The 17,027-nt window shown below is 67.6% G+C and carries 14 protein-coding genes; 9 read left to right on the top strand and 5 right to left on the bottom strand.

The genetic code is table 11. From position 1 onward, the window contains the following. Nucleotides 1–321: 321 nt before the first annotated feature. A complete protein-coding gene (locus tag CR919_RS20190; RefSeq protein WP_099821543.1) occupies nt 322–1,929 on the bottom strand; it encodes an ATP-binding cassette domain-containing protein in 1,608 nt (535 codons plus the stop codon). A 166-nt stretch (nt 1,930–2,095) separates the two neighbouring features. Further along, nucleotides 2,096–2,995, bottom strand: coding sequence for a LysR family transcriptional regulator (locus CR919_RS20195; RefSeq protein WP_099821544.1), 900 nt, complete (start codon nt 2,993–2,995; stop codon nt 2,096–2,098). A 228-nt stretch (nt 2,996–3,223) separates the two neighbouring features. Between CR919_RS20195 and CR919_RS20200 the strand changes: the two genes are divergently transcribed. Together CR919_RS20200 and CR919_RS20205 are read left to right on the top strand one after the other, a co-directional pair. Next, nucleotides 3,224–4,402 (top strand): serine hydrolase domain-containing protein, encoded by a 1,179-nt coding sequence (locus tag CR919_RS20200; RefSeq protein WP_099821545.1) that lies wholly within the window; start codon nt 3,224–3,226, stop codon nt 4,400–4,402. Further along, the gene (locus tag CR919_RS20205; RefSeq protein ID WP_099821546.1) at nt 4,399–5,583 is read left to right on the top strand and encodes an MFS transporter; all 1,185 of its coding nucleotides are present in this window, start codon (nt 4,399–4,401) and stop codon (nt 5,581–5,583) included. The genes CR919_RS20200 and CR919_RS20205 overlap by 4 nt, the downstream gene beginning before the upstream one ends. Before the next feature lie 361 nt (nt 5,584–5,944). Here CR919_RS20205 and CR919_RS20210 read toward each other — a convergent pair whose 3' ends face one another. Beyond that, nucleotides 5,945–7,567 (bottom strand): EAL domain-containing protein, encoded by a 1,623-nt coding sequence (locus CR919_RS20210; RefSeq protein WP_099821547.1) that lies wholly within the window; start codon nt 7,565–7,567, stop codon nt 5,945–5,947. Between the two features lie 228 nt (nt 7,568–7,795). Between CR919_RS20210 and cycA the strand changes: the two genes are divergently transcribed. Further along, nucleotides 7,796–9,169, top strand: a complete 1,374-nt coding sequence (gene cycA, locus CR919_RS20215; RefSeq protein WP_099821548.1) for a D-serine/D-alanine/glycine transporter — start codon at nt 7,796–7,798, stop codon at nt 9,167–9,169. A gap of 334 nt (nt 9,170–9,503) precedes the next feature. Then, nucleotides 9,504–10,280 carry a lytic transglycosylase domain-containing protein gene (locus tag CR919_RS20225; RefSeq protein WP_099821549.1) on the top strand — a complete coding sequence of 259 codons (777 nt, stop codon included), beginning with the start codon at nt 9,504–9,506 and terminating at the stop codon, nt 10,278–10,280. A gap of 87 nt (nt 10,281–10,367) precedes the next feature. Here CR919_RS20225 and CR919_RS20230 read toward each other — a convergent pair whose 3' ends face one another. Then, the gene (locus tag CR919_RS20230; protein ID WP_099821550.1) at nt 10,368–11,903 is read right to left on the bottom strand and encodes a hypothetical protein; all 1,536 of its coding nucleotides are present in this window, start codon (nt 11,901–11,903) and stop codon (nt 10,368–10,370) included. Between the two features lie 163 nt (nt 11,904–12,066). Between CR919_RS20230 and CR919_RS20235 the strand changes: the two genes are divergently transcribed. Beyond that, complete coding sequence (locus tag CR919_RS20235; RefSeq protein ID WP_099821604.1) at nt 12,067–14,151, top strand: SMP-30/gluconolactonase/LRE family protein; 2,085 nt, start codon at nt 12,067–12,069, stop codon at nt 14,149–14,151. On the opposite strand, the gene CR919_RS20240 is transcribed toward CR919_RS20235, so the two are convergent. After that, nucleotides 14,129–14,536, bottom strand: coding sequence for a YciI family protein (locus tag CR919_RS20240; RefSeq protein ID WP_089238385.1), 408 nt, complete (start codon nt 14,534–14,536; stop codon nt 14,129–14,131). The genes CR919_RS20235 and CR919_RS20240 overlap by 23 nt on opposite strands. 730 nt (nt 14,537–15,266) lie before the next feature. Between CR919_RS20240 and CR919_RS20245 the strand changes: the two genes are divergently transcribed. The 4 genes from CR919_RS20245 (at nt 15,267) to CR919_RS20260 (ending at nt 16,996) form a co-directional block, all read left to right on the top strand. Continuing rightward, the gene (locus CR919_RS20245) at nt 15,267–15,680 is read left to right on the top strand and encodes a YciI family protein (protein WP_099821551.1); all 414 of its coding nucleotides are present in this window, start codon (nt 15,267–15,269) and stop codon (nt 15,678–15,680) included. Between the two features lie 67 nt (nt 15,681–15,747). Continuing rightward, on the top strand, nt 15,748–16,170 hold the full coding sequence (locus CR919_RS20250; RefSeq protein ID WP_033830236.1) for a VOC family protein: 423 nt from the start codon (nt 15,748–15,750) through the stop codon (nt 16,168–16,170). A 34-nt stretch (nt 16,171–16,204) separates the two neighbouring features. Further along, nucleotides 16,205–16,615 (top strand): VOC family protein, encoded by a 411-nt coding sequence (locus tag CR919_RS20255; protein WP_099821552.1) that lies wholly within the window; start codon nt 16,205–16,207, stop codon nt 16,613–16,615. Between the two features lie 24 nt (nt 16,616–16,639). After that, nucleotides 16,640–16,996 carry a DUF1428 domain-containing protein gene (locus CR919_RS20260; protein WP_099821553.1) on the top strand — a complete coding sequence of 119 codons (357 nt, stop codon included), beginning with the start codon at nt 16,640–16,642 and terminating at the stop codon, nt 16,994–16,996. Nucleotides 16,997–17,027: the final 31 nt, after the last annotated feature.

Genomic DNA, 17,027 nt, shown 5'->3' on the forward strand with positions numbered 1-17,027 from the left:
AGAAAGCTGGCCAAGATCGCCTGGGGCGTCTTCAAGAGCGGTCGGGACTTTGATCCATCCATGCTGAAAGTGGGTCAAGCCTGCTTCCAGCAGGCTTGACCACAAACATAGGATCTCGGCTCTACAGCTCATCGCTTCCGATGGACGTGGACGCATTGCCAGCCAGTAGATCCACGCCATGCGTGGATGCCAGCCGGCAGGAGCCGAGCATGGGCTCGGCTCTACAACGCATCGCTTCCGATGGACGTGGACGCATTGCCAGCCAGTAGATCCACGCCATGCGTGGATGCCAGCCGGCAGGAGCCGAGCATGGGCTCGGCTCTACAGTTCATCGCGCCACTGCCAACCTGCATCACTCACCTGCAGCACCTGCGTTGGCCGCAGGGCCTGCAGCAGGTGGGTGTCATGGCTGACCATCAGCAACGCCCCCGGCCATGCCGCCAGCAGTTCTTCCAGCGCCTGCAGCGCGGCCAAGTCCAGCGCGTTGCCCGGCTCGTCCAGCAACAACAGCTGCGGGGCAGGATCGGCATACAGCACGCTGGCCAGCGCACCTTTCACCCGCTCGCCATCGCTGAGGCTGCTGGCCGGGCGCTGGATGCGCTGCGCATCCAGGCCCAGCAACGCCAACCGTGTGCGCAGCTCAGCCGGATCGGCCGTGGGATGGCCGGCCTGCACCGCGTCGAGAATGCTCTCTTCGCTGCGCAGATTCAGCAGCTGCTGGTCGAGCAGGGCCAAGGGCGCGTGCCGTTGCACCTGCCCGCTGTCTGCGGCCAGCTCACCGGCCAGCACGCGCAACAGCGTCGACTTGCCGCTGCCGTTGTCGCCGACCACGGCAATGCGCTGGCCACGACGGATCTCCAGCTGCAGTGGTGCCCGACAGCCGCGCGGCAGCACCAGCTCATGCGCCTGCAGCAAACGGGCTTGGCCACGCTCGCCTTCGCCACTGAACAACGCAAGTTCCGGCGCCACGTGCACCGCTGCGGCGGCGGTGCGTACCTGCGCGGCGCTGGCCTGCAGGCGATCGCTCTGGATCTGCCGAGCCCGCCCATGGCTGGCTTCAGCGCGCTGCTTCTGCAGACCAAGCAGGATCGGCGCCTGGTTGGCCTCGCGTGCCGCACGGTTGCCGCGTGCCTGGCGCTGTTGCTGGCGCTCGTGCTGTTCGCGCGCGCTGCGTTGCTGCTGCCGGTGCTGGGCGCGGACGTGGTCGAGCTGGGCGGCGGCGGCCTCGCGTTCGGCGGCACGGGTGTCGGCGTAGTGCTGCCATGGGTCGCCATAGCGATGCAGTCCGTGTGCGTCCAGTTCGACGATCTGCGCCATCTGCGAAAGCAGGGCGCGGTCGTGGCTGATCACCAGCAGGCCGCCTTGCCACTGCTGCAGTTGTGCATACAGCTGGCGGCGATGATGGGCGTCGAGGTGATTGCTGGGCTCGTCGAGGATCAGCCAGTCCGCGCCGCTGGCCCACGCGCCAGACAGGGCGACCTGCATCGCCTGGCCACCACTGAGCCGCGCGGCGGGTTGCGCGGGATCAAGGTCGGCCGGCAGCTGCAGTGCCTGCCACTGCTGCTGCAGGCGTTCGCGCAGGTTCCAGCGGTCGCCGATGCAGGTGAAGTCGGCTGCATCGACGCTGCCCGCTTCGATGCGCGCCAGCGCCGCCAGTTCGGCGCCCACGCCGGCCAGTTCGCCCACCGTGCCACGTGGCGGATAGCCAGGCGTAGGCAACAGGAATACCTGGCCACTGCGGTGCACCTGACCCTCGTCAGGCGACAGCTGGCCAGCGAGCAGGCGCGCGAGCACGCTCTTGCCGACACCATTGGCGCCGACCAGGCCGGTGGCCACCGGTTCGAAGGAAAAGCACAGATCGGAAAACAGCGGACGGCCATCGGCCAACCGATACGACACGCGATCAAGCGTGAGGGAATGCGAAGTCATGCGACCTCCATGGATGCCTGGTTCTCCCCTGCGCGCAGGGGCGGGAAGAGTCGGGCCGTCTAGTGCGAAGACGGCGGCATCACTGGCGCATTGGTCGCGAGCCTCTTGCAGGAATGAGTGCGCAGTATAGCGCCGTGAGCTGAATGGTCGCGGCCACTGCGCTGCGTTACGGCACCGAATCCAGCCGTGCGCCGACGAATTCGATGAACACCCGCAGCTTCGGCAGCACATGTCGGCCCGACGGCCACAACAGGTGGAAGGTGCCGCAGGAATGCACGTGCTCATCCAGCACGGTGACCAGCCGGCCGTCAGCGAGTGCATCGCGCACCGAATGCACCGGCACGAAGGCCAGGCCACCGTCGCGCAGTGCCAGTGCCACCCGTGCCTCGATGGTGTTGGCGACCAGGTGCACCGGCAGTTCCTGCGCCGTTTCTCCCTCGGGCCAAAGGATCGGCCACGGTTCGAGTTTGCCGCTGCTGGGGAAGCGGTAATGCAGCAGGCGGTGCTGCTGCAGGTCGCCCGGCGTGCGTGGAACGCCATGCCGTTGCAGATACGCCGGCGATGCAACCACACGGCGGGGGAACACACCAAGGCGGCGCGCGGTGAGGCGTGAGTCGCTGGGCTCGCCAACGCGCAGCACGGCGTCGAAGCCTTCCTCGATGACGTCGACCAGTCGATCGGAGAAATCCAGCTCCAGGCGGATGTCGGGATAGGCGGCCATGAACTCGGCCATCAGCGGCAGGGTGAGGTCGCCCACCAGCGGCAGGCTGATGCGCAGGGTGCCGCTGGGCGTCGCGTGCTGCTGGGCCAGTTCGGTGCGTGCGGCGTCGCGCTCGTCGAGGATGCGCCGGCAACGCGCCAGGAACAGCTGGCCCTCAGCAGTGAGGGTGATGCTGCGCGTGCTGCGGTGGAACAGGCGTACGCCGAGTGCGTGCTCCAGCCGGGCCACGCACTTGCCGGCGGCCGAGGCCGAGATGCCCTGCACGCGACCGGTGTCGACGAAGCTGCGGGTGTCTGCGGCGTGGACGAAAGTCTGCAGGTTGGCCAGGTTGTCGAGGACGGACATGGGGAAGGTCGCTGCGAAAGAGGGCAGGGTAGGCGGCCGCCGGTACGGCCGGTGACACAGCCGCTGCAACAGTGCGGTGCGGGCCCCAGACGGGTATTTGCGGCCCAACGGTTCCGGGCATCATGCCGATTACGGACCGTGTGGTCCATGATGCGCGGAGCCCGGCCCCGCTTTTTGCGGGCGCCGAAGCTGCCTACCGTGGCGGGCCTCTCCCCACGGATCACCCCGATGACCCTCGCCCTTCCTGTTGAAACTGCACCGGCGCTGCCCGCGGTGAGCGCGCTGCTGCAGGCCGTGCACCCGCAGCGTCTGGTCGGTGCGGTGGTGCTGGTGCGCGAGCACGGCGTGCTTCGCCATGCCAGCGCCAGTGGCCTGGCCGATCGTGAATCGAATACACCGATGCGCCGCGACCAGCTGTTCCGGCTGGCTTCGGTGAGCAAGCCGCTGCTGACCACGGTGATCCTGCGGCTGGTAGCCGAGGGCGTGCTCGACCTGGATACGCCGGTGCAGCGCTGGTTGCCGGCGTTCCGCCCGGCACTGGCCGACGGCAGCCGGCCATCGATCAGCCTGCGCCAGCTGCTCAGCCACAGCAGTGGGCTGGGCTACCGCTTCCTGGAAGCCGATGCCGAGGGGCCTTATGCGCAGGCGGGCGTGAGCGATGGCATGGACGCGAACGCGGTGACGCTGCAGCAGAACGTGCAGCGCATCGCGCAGGCGCCGCTGCTGTTCGCACCGGGCAGCCAGTGGCTGTACTCGCTGGGCGTGGACGTGGCTGGCGCGGTGGCTGAAGCAGCGACAGGCGAGACGTTGCAGGCGTTGTTCGACCGGCTGCTGGTGCAGCCGCTGGGCCTGCGCGATACCGCGTTTGCCACCAGCGACGGTGGCCGCCTGGCGACGCCGTATGTCAGTGACCTGCCGCAGCCGCATCGCTTGCAGGAGGGCGAGGTGGTGCCTGCCTTCGAGGGCTCGGTAGGTATCGAATACAGCCTGGCACGTGCGACCGATCCGCACCGTTATCCGTCGGCCGGCGCAGGGCTGGTGGGCACCGCTGACGAGGTGATGACCGTGCTGGAGGCACTGCGCGATTCGCGTGTCTCACAGTTGCTGCCCGACAGTTTGATGGCACAGATGGGAATGCCTCAGTTGGGCGAGCTGGGACCAGTCGATCCACCCGGTTGGGGCTTCGGCCTGGGCTTTGCCGTGCTGCGTGATGCCGCAGCCAGCGGCACACCACAGACCGTGGGCACATGGCGCTGGGGCGGTGCCTACGGCCACAGCTGGTTCGTCGATCCGGCGCGCGGCCTGAGCGTGGTCGCGCTGACCAACACGCTGTACGAAGGCATGCACGGTGCGTTCGTGGATGAACTGCGCGATGCGGTATACGCCGATCTGGAGACGGCGCGATGAGCGGCCACGCGATCGACGCCGGGGCACCGGCCGGTGAGGCAACGCGCCTGCCGTGGCGTGGCCTGCTGGCCTTGGCCGGTGGTGGCTTCATCACCCTGTTGACCGAAACGCTGCCCGCCGGCGTGCTGCGGCCGATGGGCGACAGTCTCGGCGTCAGCGACGCGGCGGCAGGGCAGCTGGTGAGCGTGTACGCACTGGGCTCGCTGCTGGCTGCGTTGCCGATGACCGCGCTCACCCAGCGCCTGCCGCGTCGTCCGCTGCTGCTGGCGGCGATTGCCGGCTTCATGGTGGTCAACACCGTGACCGCGCTGAGCCACGACTACATGCTGACCCTGGTGGCGCGCTTCCTGGCCGGCGTGGGCGCGGGCCTGCTGTGGTCGCTGGTGGCCGGCTATGCCGCGCGCATGGTGGTGCCGGAACTGCAGGGCAGGGCGATCGCGGTGGCGATGATCGGCTCGCCGCTGGCGTTGTCGCTGGGGGTGCCGGCCGGCACGTTGCTGGGCCAGCAGATCGGCTGGCGCTGGGCGTTCGCGTTGATGAGCGTGCTGGCGGTGCTGCTGCTCGGCTACGCGCGTTGGGCGCTGCCCGCATTGCCGGCGGCCGGCGCAGGCCGGCGAATGTCGCTGGGTTCGGTCTGGCGCATGCCCGGCATCCGCAGCACGCTGCTGGTGATGGTGCTGTACGTACTGGCGCACAATGTGCTGTACACCTACATCGAGCCGTTGGCGGTGCAGGCCGGCGCGGGCGGCTGGCTGGACCGGCTGCTGCTGGCGTTCGGCATCGCCGCGATCGTGGGCATCGCCATTGCCGGCTGGGGCGTGGACCGCCATCTGCGTGCGCTTGTATGGGCCAGCGTGATCGGCTTCGTGATGGCAGTGGTTTCGCTGCTGCTGTGGCCGGGCGTACCGGCCGTGCTGCTGCTGGTGACGATCCTGTGGGGCGTCGCGTTCGGTGCCGTGCCAACCCTGTTCCAGACCGCACTGGCCCGCCGTGCCGGCGCCGCTGCCGACCTCGCGCAATCGATGCTGGTAACCGGTTGGAACCTGGCCATCGCCGCCGGCGGTGTGGGCGGCGGCCTGATGCTGCAGGCCAGCGGCGCCCAGCACCTGGCGTGGTTGCCGTTGCTGCTGCTGGCGGTGTGTGCAGCCTGGCTATGGGCCCGGCCGAAGGCCTGGGCATAGGCGTCGATCAACAATGACGGAGTTGCCGGCCAGCGGCCGGCACTACAGAGAGCAGAACGTGCGAGCGCAGCGACCCGCTCTTGTTTTCTCTTCTCTCTTACGTGGTGGAACGCCGCAGAGATCTGTCCCGGGTCGGGCGGGGTGGGTACGCGGGGGTGTCCGCGGCATGGATGCCGCGGCCAAGCCTCCATGGGTGAGGGCGCTTTGCTTGCGAAGCACTGCTTCGCAGGCGCTCGAACGCACAGCCGCCAGCGGCTGGGCAGGTCTGGGGATTCACGGCGTCTCCCGCGTACCCACCCCGCCCGGCCAACCCACGAACCGCTCTTAGCGACCCACCACGAGGGGCCGCGCCGTTCGCCGACTACTCCTCCCCCGCCTGCTCACGCTCGAACGGCACGCTACGCGGATTCTGCATGTGCTCCCGCGCCGCGCCGTACTGTTGCTGGCGCTTGCGATGGAAAGCGATGAACTCATCGCGCGGCAACGGTCGCGAGAACAGCCAGCCTTGGCCGAACTGCACGTGCTGGCTGTGCAGGTAGGCCAGCTGCGCCTCGGTTTCCACGCCTTCGGCCACCAGCCACAGGCCCAGCTCGCGGGCCATGCCGATGATGTGCGGGGTGACCGGGCTGGTCGCGCTCTCGGTGCCGATTGCATCGACGAAGGACTTGTCGATCTTCAACGCATCCAACGGCAGCTGCTGCAGGTACTGCAGGCTGGAATAGCCGACGCCGAAATCATCGATGGCCACGCTGTGGCCCGCGCGTCGCGCCGCCGCTAGCATGGTGCGCGCACGGTCGATATCGAGGAAGCCATGTTCGGTAGCCTCCAGCCAGATCTGCTGTGGCAGGATGCCGCTGCCGGCCATGCGCTGCGAGATCACCTTCAGCGCCCGCCCGCTGCTGATGTCCTCGGCCGCCAGATTGATCGCGATGTGTGCGCTGCGATCCTCGGCCAGCAGTTCACGCATGTCGGCAACCACGTTCTCGATCACCAGGTCGGTGATGGCTGCAATCATCCCGGCCTCCTCGGCCAGGGGAATGAACAGGTCCGGGCGCACCTGCGTGCCGTCGGGCCGCTGCCAGCGCACCAGCGCCTCGGCGCCGACGCAGATGCCGGTGTCCAGTTCGATGATCGGCTGGTAGTGCAGGTAGAGTTCGCGGCGGCGGATGGCGATGCCCAGTTCGCCGCGCATCGACAGCCGTCGCCGCGACAGCCAGATCACCAGGCCGGCACCGGCGGCGGCCATCAGCAGTCCCAAGGGCACGAACAACCACGCCTGCTGCCGGAAGGTAGCGGCCAGCGCGGTGCGCGGTGCCGTGGCGATCGCCAGCCATTCCCCGCTGCGCGCGCTGGCGTACAGCGTGTCGCGGTCCAGCCCCTCGCCGGGTTCGCGCAGCAGCTTCTGCAACAGGGTCGGGTCCATGCCGTCCTGCTGGGTCAGCAGCCGCCCATCCGGGCTTGCCAGGGCCAGCCGCACGTCCGGATCGACGATGACGTCGACGAAGCGCCGAGGGTCGACCAGCACGTCGTAGGAGCCGTACATCATGGACAGCATCGGCCGCCGGCCGGCCGCCTCGGGGCGCACATCGACGGTGATGCCGGCGCCATCACTGGTGACGTGGTCCGGCGTGGGCTGGTCCACGTCCCGCTGGAACGGCCCCCACGACGTGCAGCGCAGCTTGCCGCCCTCGAAGTAGCCCATCTGGTCGGACGACGGGGTGGTCATCACCAGCGTCTGCATGCGCTGGATGTGTTCGGCCCCGCAGGCCGGCAGCACCGTGGCCTCCGCCGACTTCAATGCGGCAAGCGCTTCCTGGTAGGACACTTCGGTGCGGCGCAGGGTGCGATCGGCGATGGCATGCAGGCGCTGTTGCTCGACGCTGACGGCGCGGTCCCAGGTGGCATAGACCATGACCGCGATCGGCAACGCAGCGGCCAGCACGGCCAGTACGGTACCGCCGATGATGACCCGCAGTCGGCTCATGACCGGGGCTCCAGAGAGGTGTGCAGGGCTGGGCACATGGGCGGGGCCGGTCCTTGGGCGATGGCGGTATATGAACACGGCGCCGGGCTGGGCGGAATGGGACAAATGCGGTAATGGGTCACATTGTGGTGAAAGTGACACTTGCTGACGGCCCTGGGCCGTCCGGCGCTGGCGTTGTGGCAGCCGGAGGACTACCGTCGAATGCTTCGCCCGCCTCCTTCCGCGCCCATGACCGAGCCCGCCACGCCCCCCGAGCACCTGCGCCGCAGCCTGTCCAACCGCCACCTGCAACTGATCGCCATCGGCGGTGCCATCGGTACCGGCCTGTTCATGGGCTCGGGCAAGACCATCAGCCTGGCTGGCCCGTCCATCGTGTTCGTCTACCTGATCATCGGCGCGATGCTGTTCTTCGTGATGCGCGCGATGGGCGAGCTGCTGCTGTCCAACCTGCAGTACAAATCCTTCATCGATTTCTCCACCGACCTGCTCGGGCCGTGGGCCGGGTTCTTCTGTGGCTGGACGTACTGGTTCTGCTGGATCGTCACCGCCATCGCCGATGTGATCGCCATCGCCGCCTATGCGCAGTTCTGGTTCCCCGGACTGGATGCATGGATACCCGCGTTGGCCTGTGTGCTGCTGTTGCTGGCACTGAACCTGGTGACGGTGAAGCTGTTCGGCGAAATGGAATTCTGGTTCGCGCTGATCAAGATCGTGGCGATCTGCGCGCTGATCATCACCGGTGCCGGGCTGGTGGCGTGGGGCTTCACCTCGCCGAGCGGGCATACCGCAGCGCTGTCGAACCTGTGGAATGACGGCGGCATGTTCCCGATGGGCCTGGTCGGTTTCTTCGCCGGCTTCCAGATCGCGGTGTTCGCCTTCGTCGGCATCGAACTGGTGGGTACCACCGCTGCGGAAACGGCCGACCCGGAGCGCAACCTGCCCAAGGCGATCAACTCGATCCCGGTGCGCATCATCATCTTCTACGTGCTGGCGCTGATCGCGATCATGGCCGTCACCCCGTGGCGCCAGGTGGTGCCGGACAAGAGCCCGTTCGTGCAGCTGTTCGTGCTGGCGGGCATTCCCGCCGCCGCCAGCCTGATCAACTTCGTGGTGCTGACCTCGGCCACGTCGTCGGCCAACAGCGGCATCTTCTCCACCAGCCGCATGCTGTTCGGCCTGGCCGAGGAAGGCCATGCACCGCGCGGCCTGTCCAAGCTCTCGCGCGCAGCGGTGCCGGCACGAGGCCTGCTGTTCTCCTGCCTGTGCCTGCTGGGCGGCACCCTGCTGATCTACCTGATCCCCAACCTGGTGACCGCCTTCACCCTGGTGACGACCCTGGCGACAGTGTTGTTCATCTTCGTCTGGTCGCTGATCCTGGTGGCCTACATGGTCTACCGCCGTCGCTACCCGGAGCGCCATGCGGCCTCGATCTTCAAGATGCCCGGTGGCGTGGCGATGTGCTGGGCCTGCCTGGTCTTCTTCGCCGCCGTGCTGGTGCTGCTGAGCCTGCAGGCCGACACCCGCCAGGCGCTGGTGGCCAGCCCTGCATGGTTTGTGCTGCTGGGCGCGGGCTACTGGCTGCGGCGGAAGATGGCACGCTAGTCGGGAAGACCCATCCACACATGGCGTGAATCCATGTGTCGACCAAGGTCGACACCCACCAAGAGCAGGCCATGCCATTCCGGCAGATCGCGGAAATCTGTCGAAGGCGTGGTGGGTCCGGTTGCGGGGGCGTGAGCCGCATGGATGCGGCGACCGAGCTTACATGGACGTACTTGCAGCGGCCCCCGCCACCGGACCCGCCCCGCCATCCCACGGGATGCCCGCTGTTGCCTCGGCCGTTGCCGTTGCCGTTGCCTCTGCGGGTGCCGGGCGCCGCCCGGCCAAACCCCCATTCACTCATTGTTAGCGGCCGCCGCCGGATCATCCGGCCGCCATGTCCCTCCGTCCCGCCCTCGTCGCGCTGTTGCTGCTGTCTGGCCTGTGGCCAGGGCTGGCCGCTGCGCGCACGGTCTACCGCTGCGTACAGGGCAACACGGTCAGCCTGGCCACCGCACCGGAGCCCGGCTCGCGGTGCACGCCAAAGGAAATCGACGACAGCGCCGTGCAGACACCCAACCTGTGGGGCAACATGGGCGTGTTCAGTGGCGTGCTGTACGAGCGCGAGCAGGACGGCAAGCTTGTCTATTCCACCCGCAACCTGCCCGGCTCGCGCATATTCCTGAAGTTCACCGTGGCCACGCCACCCGGCGAACCGGCGCATGAAGGCCTCGGCAAGATCGGCAAGCCTCAGCTGGCCCAGCACGCCAAACAGTTCAAGGCGGCGGCCAAGGCCACCGGTGTTGACGATGCCTGGTTGCGGGCGATCGCCCATGCCGAAAGCAATTTCGACGCGCTGGCGGTGTCCAGCAAGGGCGCGCAGGGCGTGATGCAGCTGATGCCCGATACCGCAGTGGAATACGGCGTGCGCGACCCGTTCTCGCCGCAGCAGTCCATTGATGGCGGCGCCCGCTACATGCGCGCGCTGCTGCGCCGCTACAACGGCGACCGTCCGTTGGCGGCGGCGGCCTACAACGCCGGCATCGGTGCGGTGGCACGCTACAAGGGCGTGCCACCGTATGCCGAAACCCTGGCCTACGTGGACAAGGTGATGGCGCTGTATGCGCGCTACCGTGAGGCGATGGGCATCCGTACCGAGGTGCCGGCGCGCTAGGAAGTGCAGTGGTGTTGTAGCGCCGAGCCCATGCTCGGCTGCTCGCACGGGGAGCCGAGCATGGGCTCGGCGCTACAGGACATCAGCTCAGCGCGAGGTGGCGCTGCCCACCAGGTCGTAGCGCTCGATGCGACCAACGCGAGAGACTTCGGCCTGCACGTCGGCACGCTGCTTGAGTTCGCGCCAAGCGGCATCGATGCGTACATCGCCCGGCAACGACGGATACACGCGCATGTCCTGCAGGCTGGCCAGCGCGTCGCTGCGTTCCAGCGGCGAGCGCAGCTGCTCGATCAGCGCGACGGCGGCTCCATCCAGATCCCCTTCTTCCAGCAGCATCTCGCGATAGAAGAGCCGGGCGTCCTGGCGCTGGGCGACGATGACAGCACGTGCGGCGGCGGCAGCGGTGGCATCACCACGCTGGCGGGCGGCGACGAAATGGATCAAGGCCTGTGCGGCCTGGCCATAGCCGCTCAGACCGGTCAATGTGGCCATCGCGGCCTCTGCTTCCTGCGTCTTGCCGAGTGAGTTGAGCACGAAGGCCACGTTCATCTGATGCTCCAGACCATCGGGGCCGAGTGCGCCGATGCGGGCGGCCAGCTTCGCCGTCGCCAGCGCCTCATCGGTACGCTCCAGGCGTCGCAGCGCTGCGATGCGGCTGTTGAGCAGCCACGCCAGCCACTCCGCTTTGACAGCGGGCGGCGATTGTCCTTCCGCGGCGGCCTGGGCCAGGTCATCGGTCAGCGCCAGGACTTCCTCGTTGCGGTCCAGCATCAGCAGCGTGCTGCTGAAATCCACCAGGCGTGCATCCAGCTCACGATCCAGCAGGCCCGATACGCGCAGGGTGTCCAGATGGACCTGCGCGGCCTTGACCGGATCGAAGCGTGCATCGCGGCGGTCCACGTAACGGTCGAAGCGCTTGTCGCTGCGCAAGCGGATCAGCTCGGCCGGGCTGTCGATGCGGGCCAGCGTGGTTGGAATGGCATCGCCGCGACCGTTGTCGGCCTGCAGCGTCGCCAGCGCCAGCCACAGGCCGGTGGGTTCGCTGCCGCCGCTCTTCCAGCCGTTGTCGAACAGCGCCTGCAGCAGCGCCATGCGCTGCGCGGGCTGCTCGCGCAGGTGGTACTGCAGGTAGCTGATGGTGTGGTGATCGATCGCCAGCGGGCCGTCGGCACGCGCCAGCGCCTGTGTCAGATGCTCGACTGCCGCTGCCGGATTGTCATCGTTGAGGTCCAGCGACACCAGCGTGGTCAGGATGCTTGCATCGCCCGGCAACGCCAGCAGCGCCTGCTGCAGATAGCGCCGTGCCAGCGCCGGTTGCTTCTGCATGGCCGCCGTCCAGCCGGCAAACTGCGCGGCGCGGCCGCGGCGCTCGGCATCGAAGTCGGCCAGCAGTGGGCTGTCCATCAGCCGTTGCATGGCGATCAACGCGGCCAGCGTATTGCCGCTGCGCGACTGTTCGATGGCCGTATCCCATTGCTGCGCGTACGCGGCATGCGCAGCATCCATCGCCGCATCGGACGGAGGCTGCGAGGTGGAAGCGGCAGTCCGCGGCACGTTGGCCAGGGCAGGCGTGCTGGTCAGCGCGACAAACAGCAGCATGAAAAGTGGGGTGCAGCGGGGCATGGTGGGCCTCCGTCCATGGAGTGGACATTGAACCTGCTGTGGCAGCGCAGGACAAGCGCTGTGAGATTGCCCTGACCATCGGCCCTGACCATCGGCCATGGCGCTGCACGGGCGCAGCGATTATCGTTCGTGCCTCTTCATGCAAGCACAGGCAAACGGAACGATGGCGCGGTGGCAAGGGATGGCGGTGGGCGCGGTGGTGGTGGCAACAGCGGTGGCCCTGGCGGCAACCTGGTGGGAATTCCCCGCCTCCGGTCCGCAGGTGCCGGCTGGCCCTGTACCGACGCCGCTGGCGTGGACCGCACAGATCGAGCTGCTGGCCGGCGACGGTCATCCGGGTGATCGCGATGGCGCCTCGGCGCAGGCACGCTTCGCCGATCCCTACGCACTGCTGGGCAGTGCCGATGGCAGCGTTTATTTCACCGATGCCGGTGACAACAACCGCATCCGCCGTCGCCTGCCCGATGGTCGTATCGAAACGGTCGCGGGGCAGGGCGAGGGTCGTGTTGATGGGCCTGCCCTGCAGGCGAGTTTCAACACCCCTTCGGGTATTGCCGCCGATGCACGGGGCAATCTGTATGTGGCCGACACCGGCAATCATGCGATCCGGCGCATCAGCACCGATGGACAGGTGACGACGCTGGCCGGTGGCCAGCAGGGTTTCGCCGATGGTCCTGCCGCACAGGCGCGTTTCGATGGGCCGATGGGCATCGCCGTGGATGCGCAGGGGCAGGTCTATGTGGCCGATACCTGGAACGACCGCATCCGCGTGATCGGCACCGATGGCAACGTGCGTACGCTGGCCGGCGGCGACCGCCCGGGCTTCGCCGATGCGCCCGGTATTGACGCGCGCTTCGACACGCCGGTGGCGCTGGCCTTCGATGCGCACGGCGCACTGCTGGTGGCCGATCTGTTCAACAACGCGATCCGCCGTGTCGGTGCCGATGGCACGGTCAGTACCGCAGTCGGCAGGGGTGAGGTCATCAACGGCCCGCTGTCACTGGCCACCACGCACGACGGTGTGCTGTATGTGGGCGACCTGGACGGGCGCATCGTGCAGGTGACCCCGCAGGGCCATCAACTGGCGCTGCTGGGCAACGACCGCCTGCCGCGGCTGGCGCGGCCCAGTGGCCTGGCCGTGGAGGCCGACGGTGCTCTGCTGGTCGCCGACTCCGCAGGTTATCGCCTGCATCGCCTGCGCCCGCTGCCGGTGGGTGAACTGCCTGCACCGGCGCTGGTGGGCCCGGCCTCCGACGCGGCGCTGCCGGACAGCGGCGGGCGCTGGCCACTGGCACCACAGGACGGCTGGCATGAAGTGGTCGGCACGCTCGGCGAGGTGCGTGGCACCTTCCAGGGTGAGAGCCGCCACCACCTGCACGGCGGCTTTGACGTGCGCGGCGATGTCGGCCAGACCGTGCTGGCGATTGCCGAGGGCAAGATCAGCAGCCCGATCGCCGCCTGGAGCCTGGGCGGGCAGGCTGAAGGCTTGGCCGTGGACCGGTTGAAGTACATCCATATGCGCGTCGGTCGTACGCCACGCGGCGAACCGTTCGACACGCGCTGGCAGCCGCTGTACGCCGAAGACGGCACGCTGGAGCGCATCCGCGTGCGCCGTGGTACGCGCATCCACGTGGGCGACCGTCTGGGCAGCATCAACAGCCAGGCGCACGTGCACCTGGCCGTGGGCAATGGCGGTTTCGAGACCAATGCGGTGGCGCTGGGGTTCAAGGACTACGCCGACCATTTCGCACCGCGCATCACCGAGGTGGCGCTGCTGGACGACAACGACCAGCCGCTGGCTGCCGGCAGCGATGGCGTGGTAATGCTGGCCCGGCAGGGACGTGGCGTGCAGATCGTGGTAGAAGCCTGGGACCAGGTGGACAACAACCTGCCGCGTCGCCGGCTGGGGCCGTACCAGGTGGGCTACCAGATCCTGGATGCCGCCGGGCAGCCACTGCAGGGCTACGAGCAACCGCGCTGGAACATCGTCTTCAACCGCATGCCGCCGCAGAAGCAGGCGGTGAAAGTGGCTTACGCACCCGACAGCGGCATCACCGTGCACGGCAGTGCGGTCACCCGCTTCCGTTATCTGGTGACCAACACCGTGCGCGATGGCCTGATGGAAACCGGTCGCTGGCAGCCGGCGGCGTTGCCGCCGGGCGAGTACATCGTGCGTGCCAGCGCGCGCGATTACAGCGGCAACGAAGGCGTAGGCCCGCGCGAGATCAGGGTACGGCTGCTGCCATAGCCGCAGCGGGGGCGCCGCAGCGTTCGCGCTCGGCGTCCATGTCCTCCAGCGGCCGCACCTCGATGCTGCCGAAGCGTGCCCACGGGAACCCCTGCGCGATACGCATGGCCTCATCGCGGTCGTGGGCGACGATCAGGTTGAAGCCGGCCAGCAGTTCGCGGGTTTCGGCGAAGGGGCCATCGAGCACCCGGCTGTGGCCATCGCGCACGCGCAGGGTCTGCGCCGATTCGATCGGCTGCAGTTTCTGCGCGGCCAGCAACGTGCCCTCGGCCTGTAGTTTGTCGGCGTGGGCGAGGCAGTCGCGCATCAACGTGTTGAAGTCGTCGATGGGCAGGGTGCGCAGCAGTGACGGGTCGATGTAGATCAGAAGCAGATACTGCTGCATGGCGGAGTCCTGGCGGGGGCGAGGGTCCATGATCGCGCAGGTTTGCGCGGGGGCATGCTGCACTGCGAAAGGCAGAGCGGGAAGCGCGCCTTCGGCGGGGATCGGCGAACGGCGGGGCCCCTCCGTGGTGGCGGTTGGTCGTGAAGAGCTGCATCTCTGTGGGTTGGCCGGGCGGGTGGGCTGCGCAGGGGACGCCGTGAATACGTCCCTGTAGGCTCGGGCGCGCCATCCATGGCGCTTACGCCCCTGCGCAACCCACCCGCCCGGCCACGGACAGGTTCCTGCGGCGTCCACCACGGGAAATCACAGGAAAAGGCAAACGCGGGTCGCTTCGCTCGCAAAGCCAAGGCAGCCAGCCAACCGCTGTTGCTGTTGCTGTTGCTGTTGCTTCTGCCTTTTTTCTTGATCTTCCCGTGGTGGTTCGGCCACCGGAATCTGTCTGGGGCTGGGCGGGTGGGGTTGGCGGGGTATCCGCGCCATGGATGGCGCGGCTAAGCCTCCAAGGACGGATTCACGGCGTCCCCGCCAATTCCACCCGCCCAGCCCTCACTCAGAAACCCAGCTTTCAGCGATCAACCCACCCCACCACGGAGGGGCTCCGCCGTTCGCCGATCCCCGCCGAAGGCGCGCCTTCCGCAGAAAAAATAATTCGCACGACGGTGTCGATTCCCGCGACCGTGGTTCGTCGTACCAGAGAAGGGCACGCACCCGCAGCCCAGCGGAGACCGCAATGAAAGTGATGGTGATCGTCAAAGCCAACTCCGATTCCGAAGCCGGGCGCATGCCCAGTGAACAGGAACTGGCCGCCATGGGCGCCTACAACGAACAACTGGTGGCCGCCGGCATCATGCTCGCCGGGGAAGGTCTGCATGCCACCCAGCGCGGCCGCCGCATTCATTTCGGCAGCGGCGCGCCGCGGGTCGAGACCGGCCCGTTCGGTCCGGCCGGCGAGCAGATCGCCGGGTTCTGGCTGTGGGACGTGCGCTCGCTGGACGAAGCCACCGAATGGGCCAGTCGTGCGCCCTTCGGCGCAGGCGGTGCGCTGGAGCTGCGCCCGCTGATCACCGCCGAAGACTTCGGTGAAGCCTTCACCCCCGACTTACAGCAGCAGGAACAGCGTCTGCGTGCACAGCTGGAAGGTTGATTCGATCCATTTCTCCGCCGGGCATGGCCCGGCGCTACCGCCCTGAAACGTACAACGGAGCAATGCCATGAAACTGATTCCCTTCCTTGGCTTCAGCGGCCAGGCCCACGACGCGATGGCGTTCTATGCGAAAGCACTCGGCGGCCAGGTCACCTCGGAAATGAAGTACCGCGACATGCCGCCGTCCGACGGTTCGCCGGGCTGCAATGAGATGCCGGCCGACACGCTCGACCATGTGGCCCACAGCCAGTTGGAGATCGGCAGCGCGATCGTGATGGCGGCCGACGGCCCCGGCGGCGGCGAGGGTGGTTCCACCACCATCAACGTCGACGTGGACAGTATCGAAGAAGCCGAACGCGTGTTCGCCGCGCTGGCCGAGGGCGGCCAGGTGCAGATGCCGATCGCCGAAACCTTCTGGGCGCACCGCTGGGGCATGTTGACCGACCGTTACGGCAAGCCGTGGATGGTCAACTGCATGAAGCAGCCCTGATCCCTTTTTCCTTCATCCACAAGGAACTTTACCGATGAGTGCACCGCAACCGCAGATGATCTTCGTCAACCTGCCCGTGCAGGATCTGAACGCGTCCAAGGCCTTTTTCGCCGCGCTGGGCTACAGCTTCAACCCGACCTTCACCAACGATGATGCGGCCTGCATGGTCATCAGCGAGAGCATCTTCGTGATGCTGCTGACCCAGCCGTTCTTCAAGCAGTTCACCACCAAGGCGATTGCCGATGCGCACACCCAGACCGAGGTGATCACCTGCCTGTCGGCCGACAGCCGCACGGCGGTGGATGCCATGGTCGACAAGGCGCTGGCTGCCGGTGCCAGCGAACCGCAGCCGGCGCGCGACTACGGCTTCATGTACCAGCGCGGTTTCCAGGACCTGGATGGGCATCTCTGGGAAATCGCACACATGGACGGCGAGCCGGGCTGACCGGCCGCCGCAGGGAGAATCCCCATGGCTTACGTGGATGCTTACGTGCTGCCGTGCCCGCAGGACAAGGTGGCGGCCTATCGCCGCCTTGCCCGCCAGGCCGGCGCGGTGTGGAAGGACCATGGCGCGCTGCAGTACATGGAATGCGTGGCCGATGACGTGCAGCCCGGGAAATCGACCTCGTTCCCGCAGGCGGTGAAACTCAAGCCGGGCGAAACGGTGATCGTGGCCTTCGTGGTGTTCCGCACGCGCGCGGCGCGTGATCGCATCAACAAGAAGGTGATGGCCGACCCGCGGCTGGCGCATATCGGCCCCAAGGACATGCCATTCGATACCAAGCGCATGTTCTGGGGCGGCTTCAAGCCGATCGTGGACGCGTGAACGCCGGTGCTTGTGCCGGCCGGGCCCGCAT

Source organism: Stenotrophomonas sp. LMG 10879, from assembly GCF_002750935.1.
GTDB classification, from domain to species: Bacteria; Pseudomonadota; Gammaproteobacteria; order Xanthomonadales; family Xanthomonadaceae; genus Stenotrophomonas; species Stenotrophomonas lactitubi_B.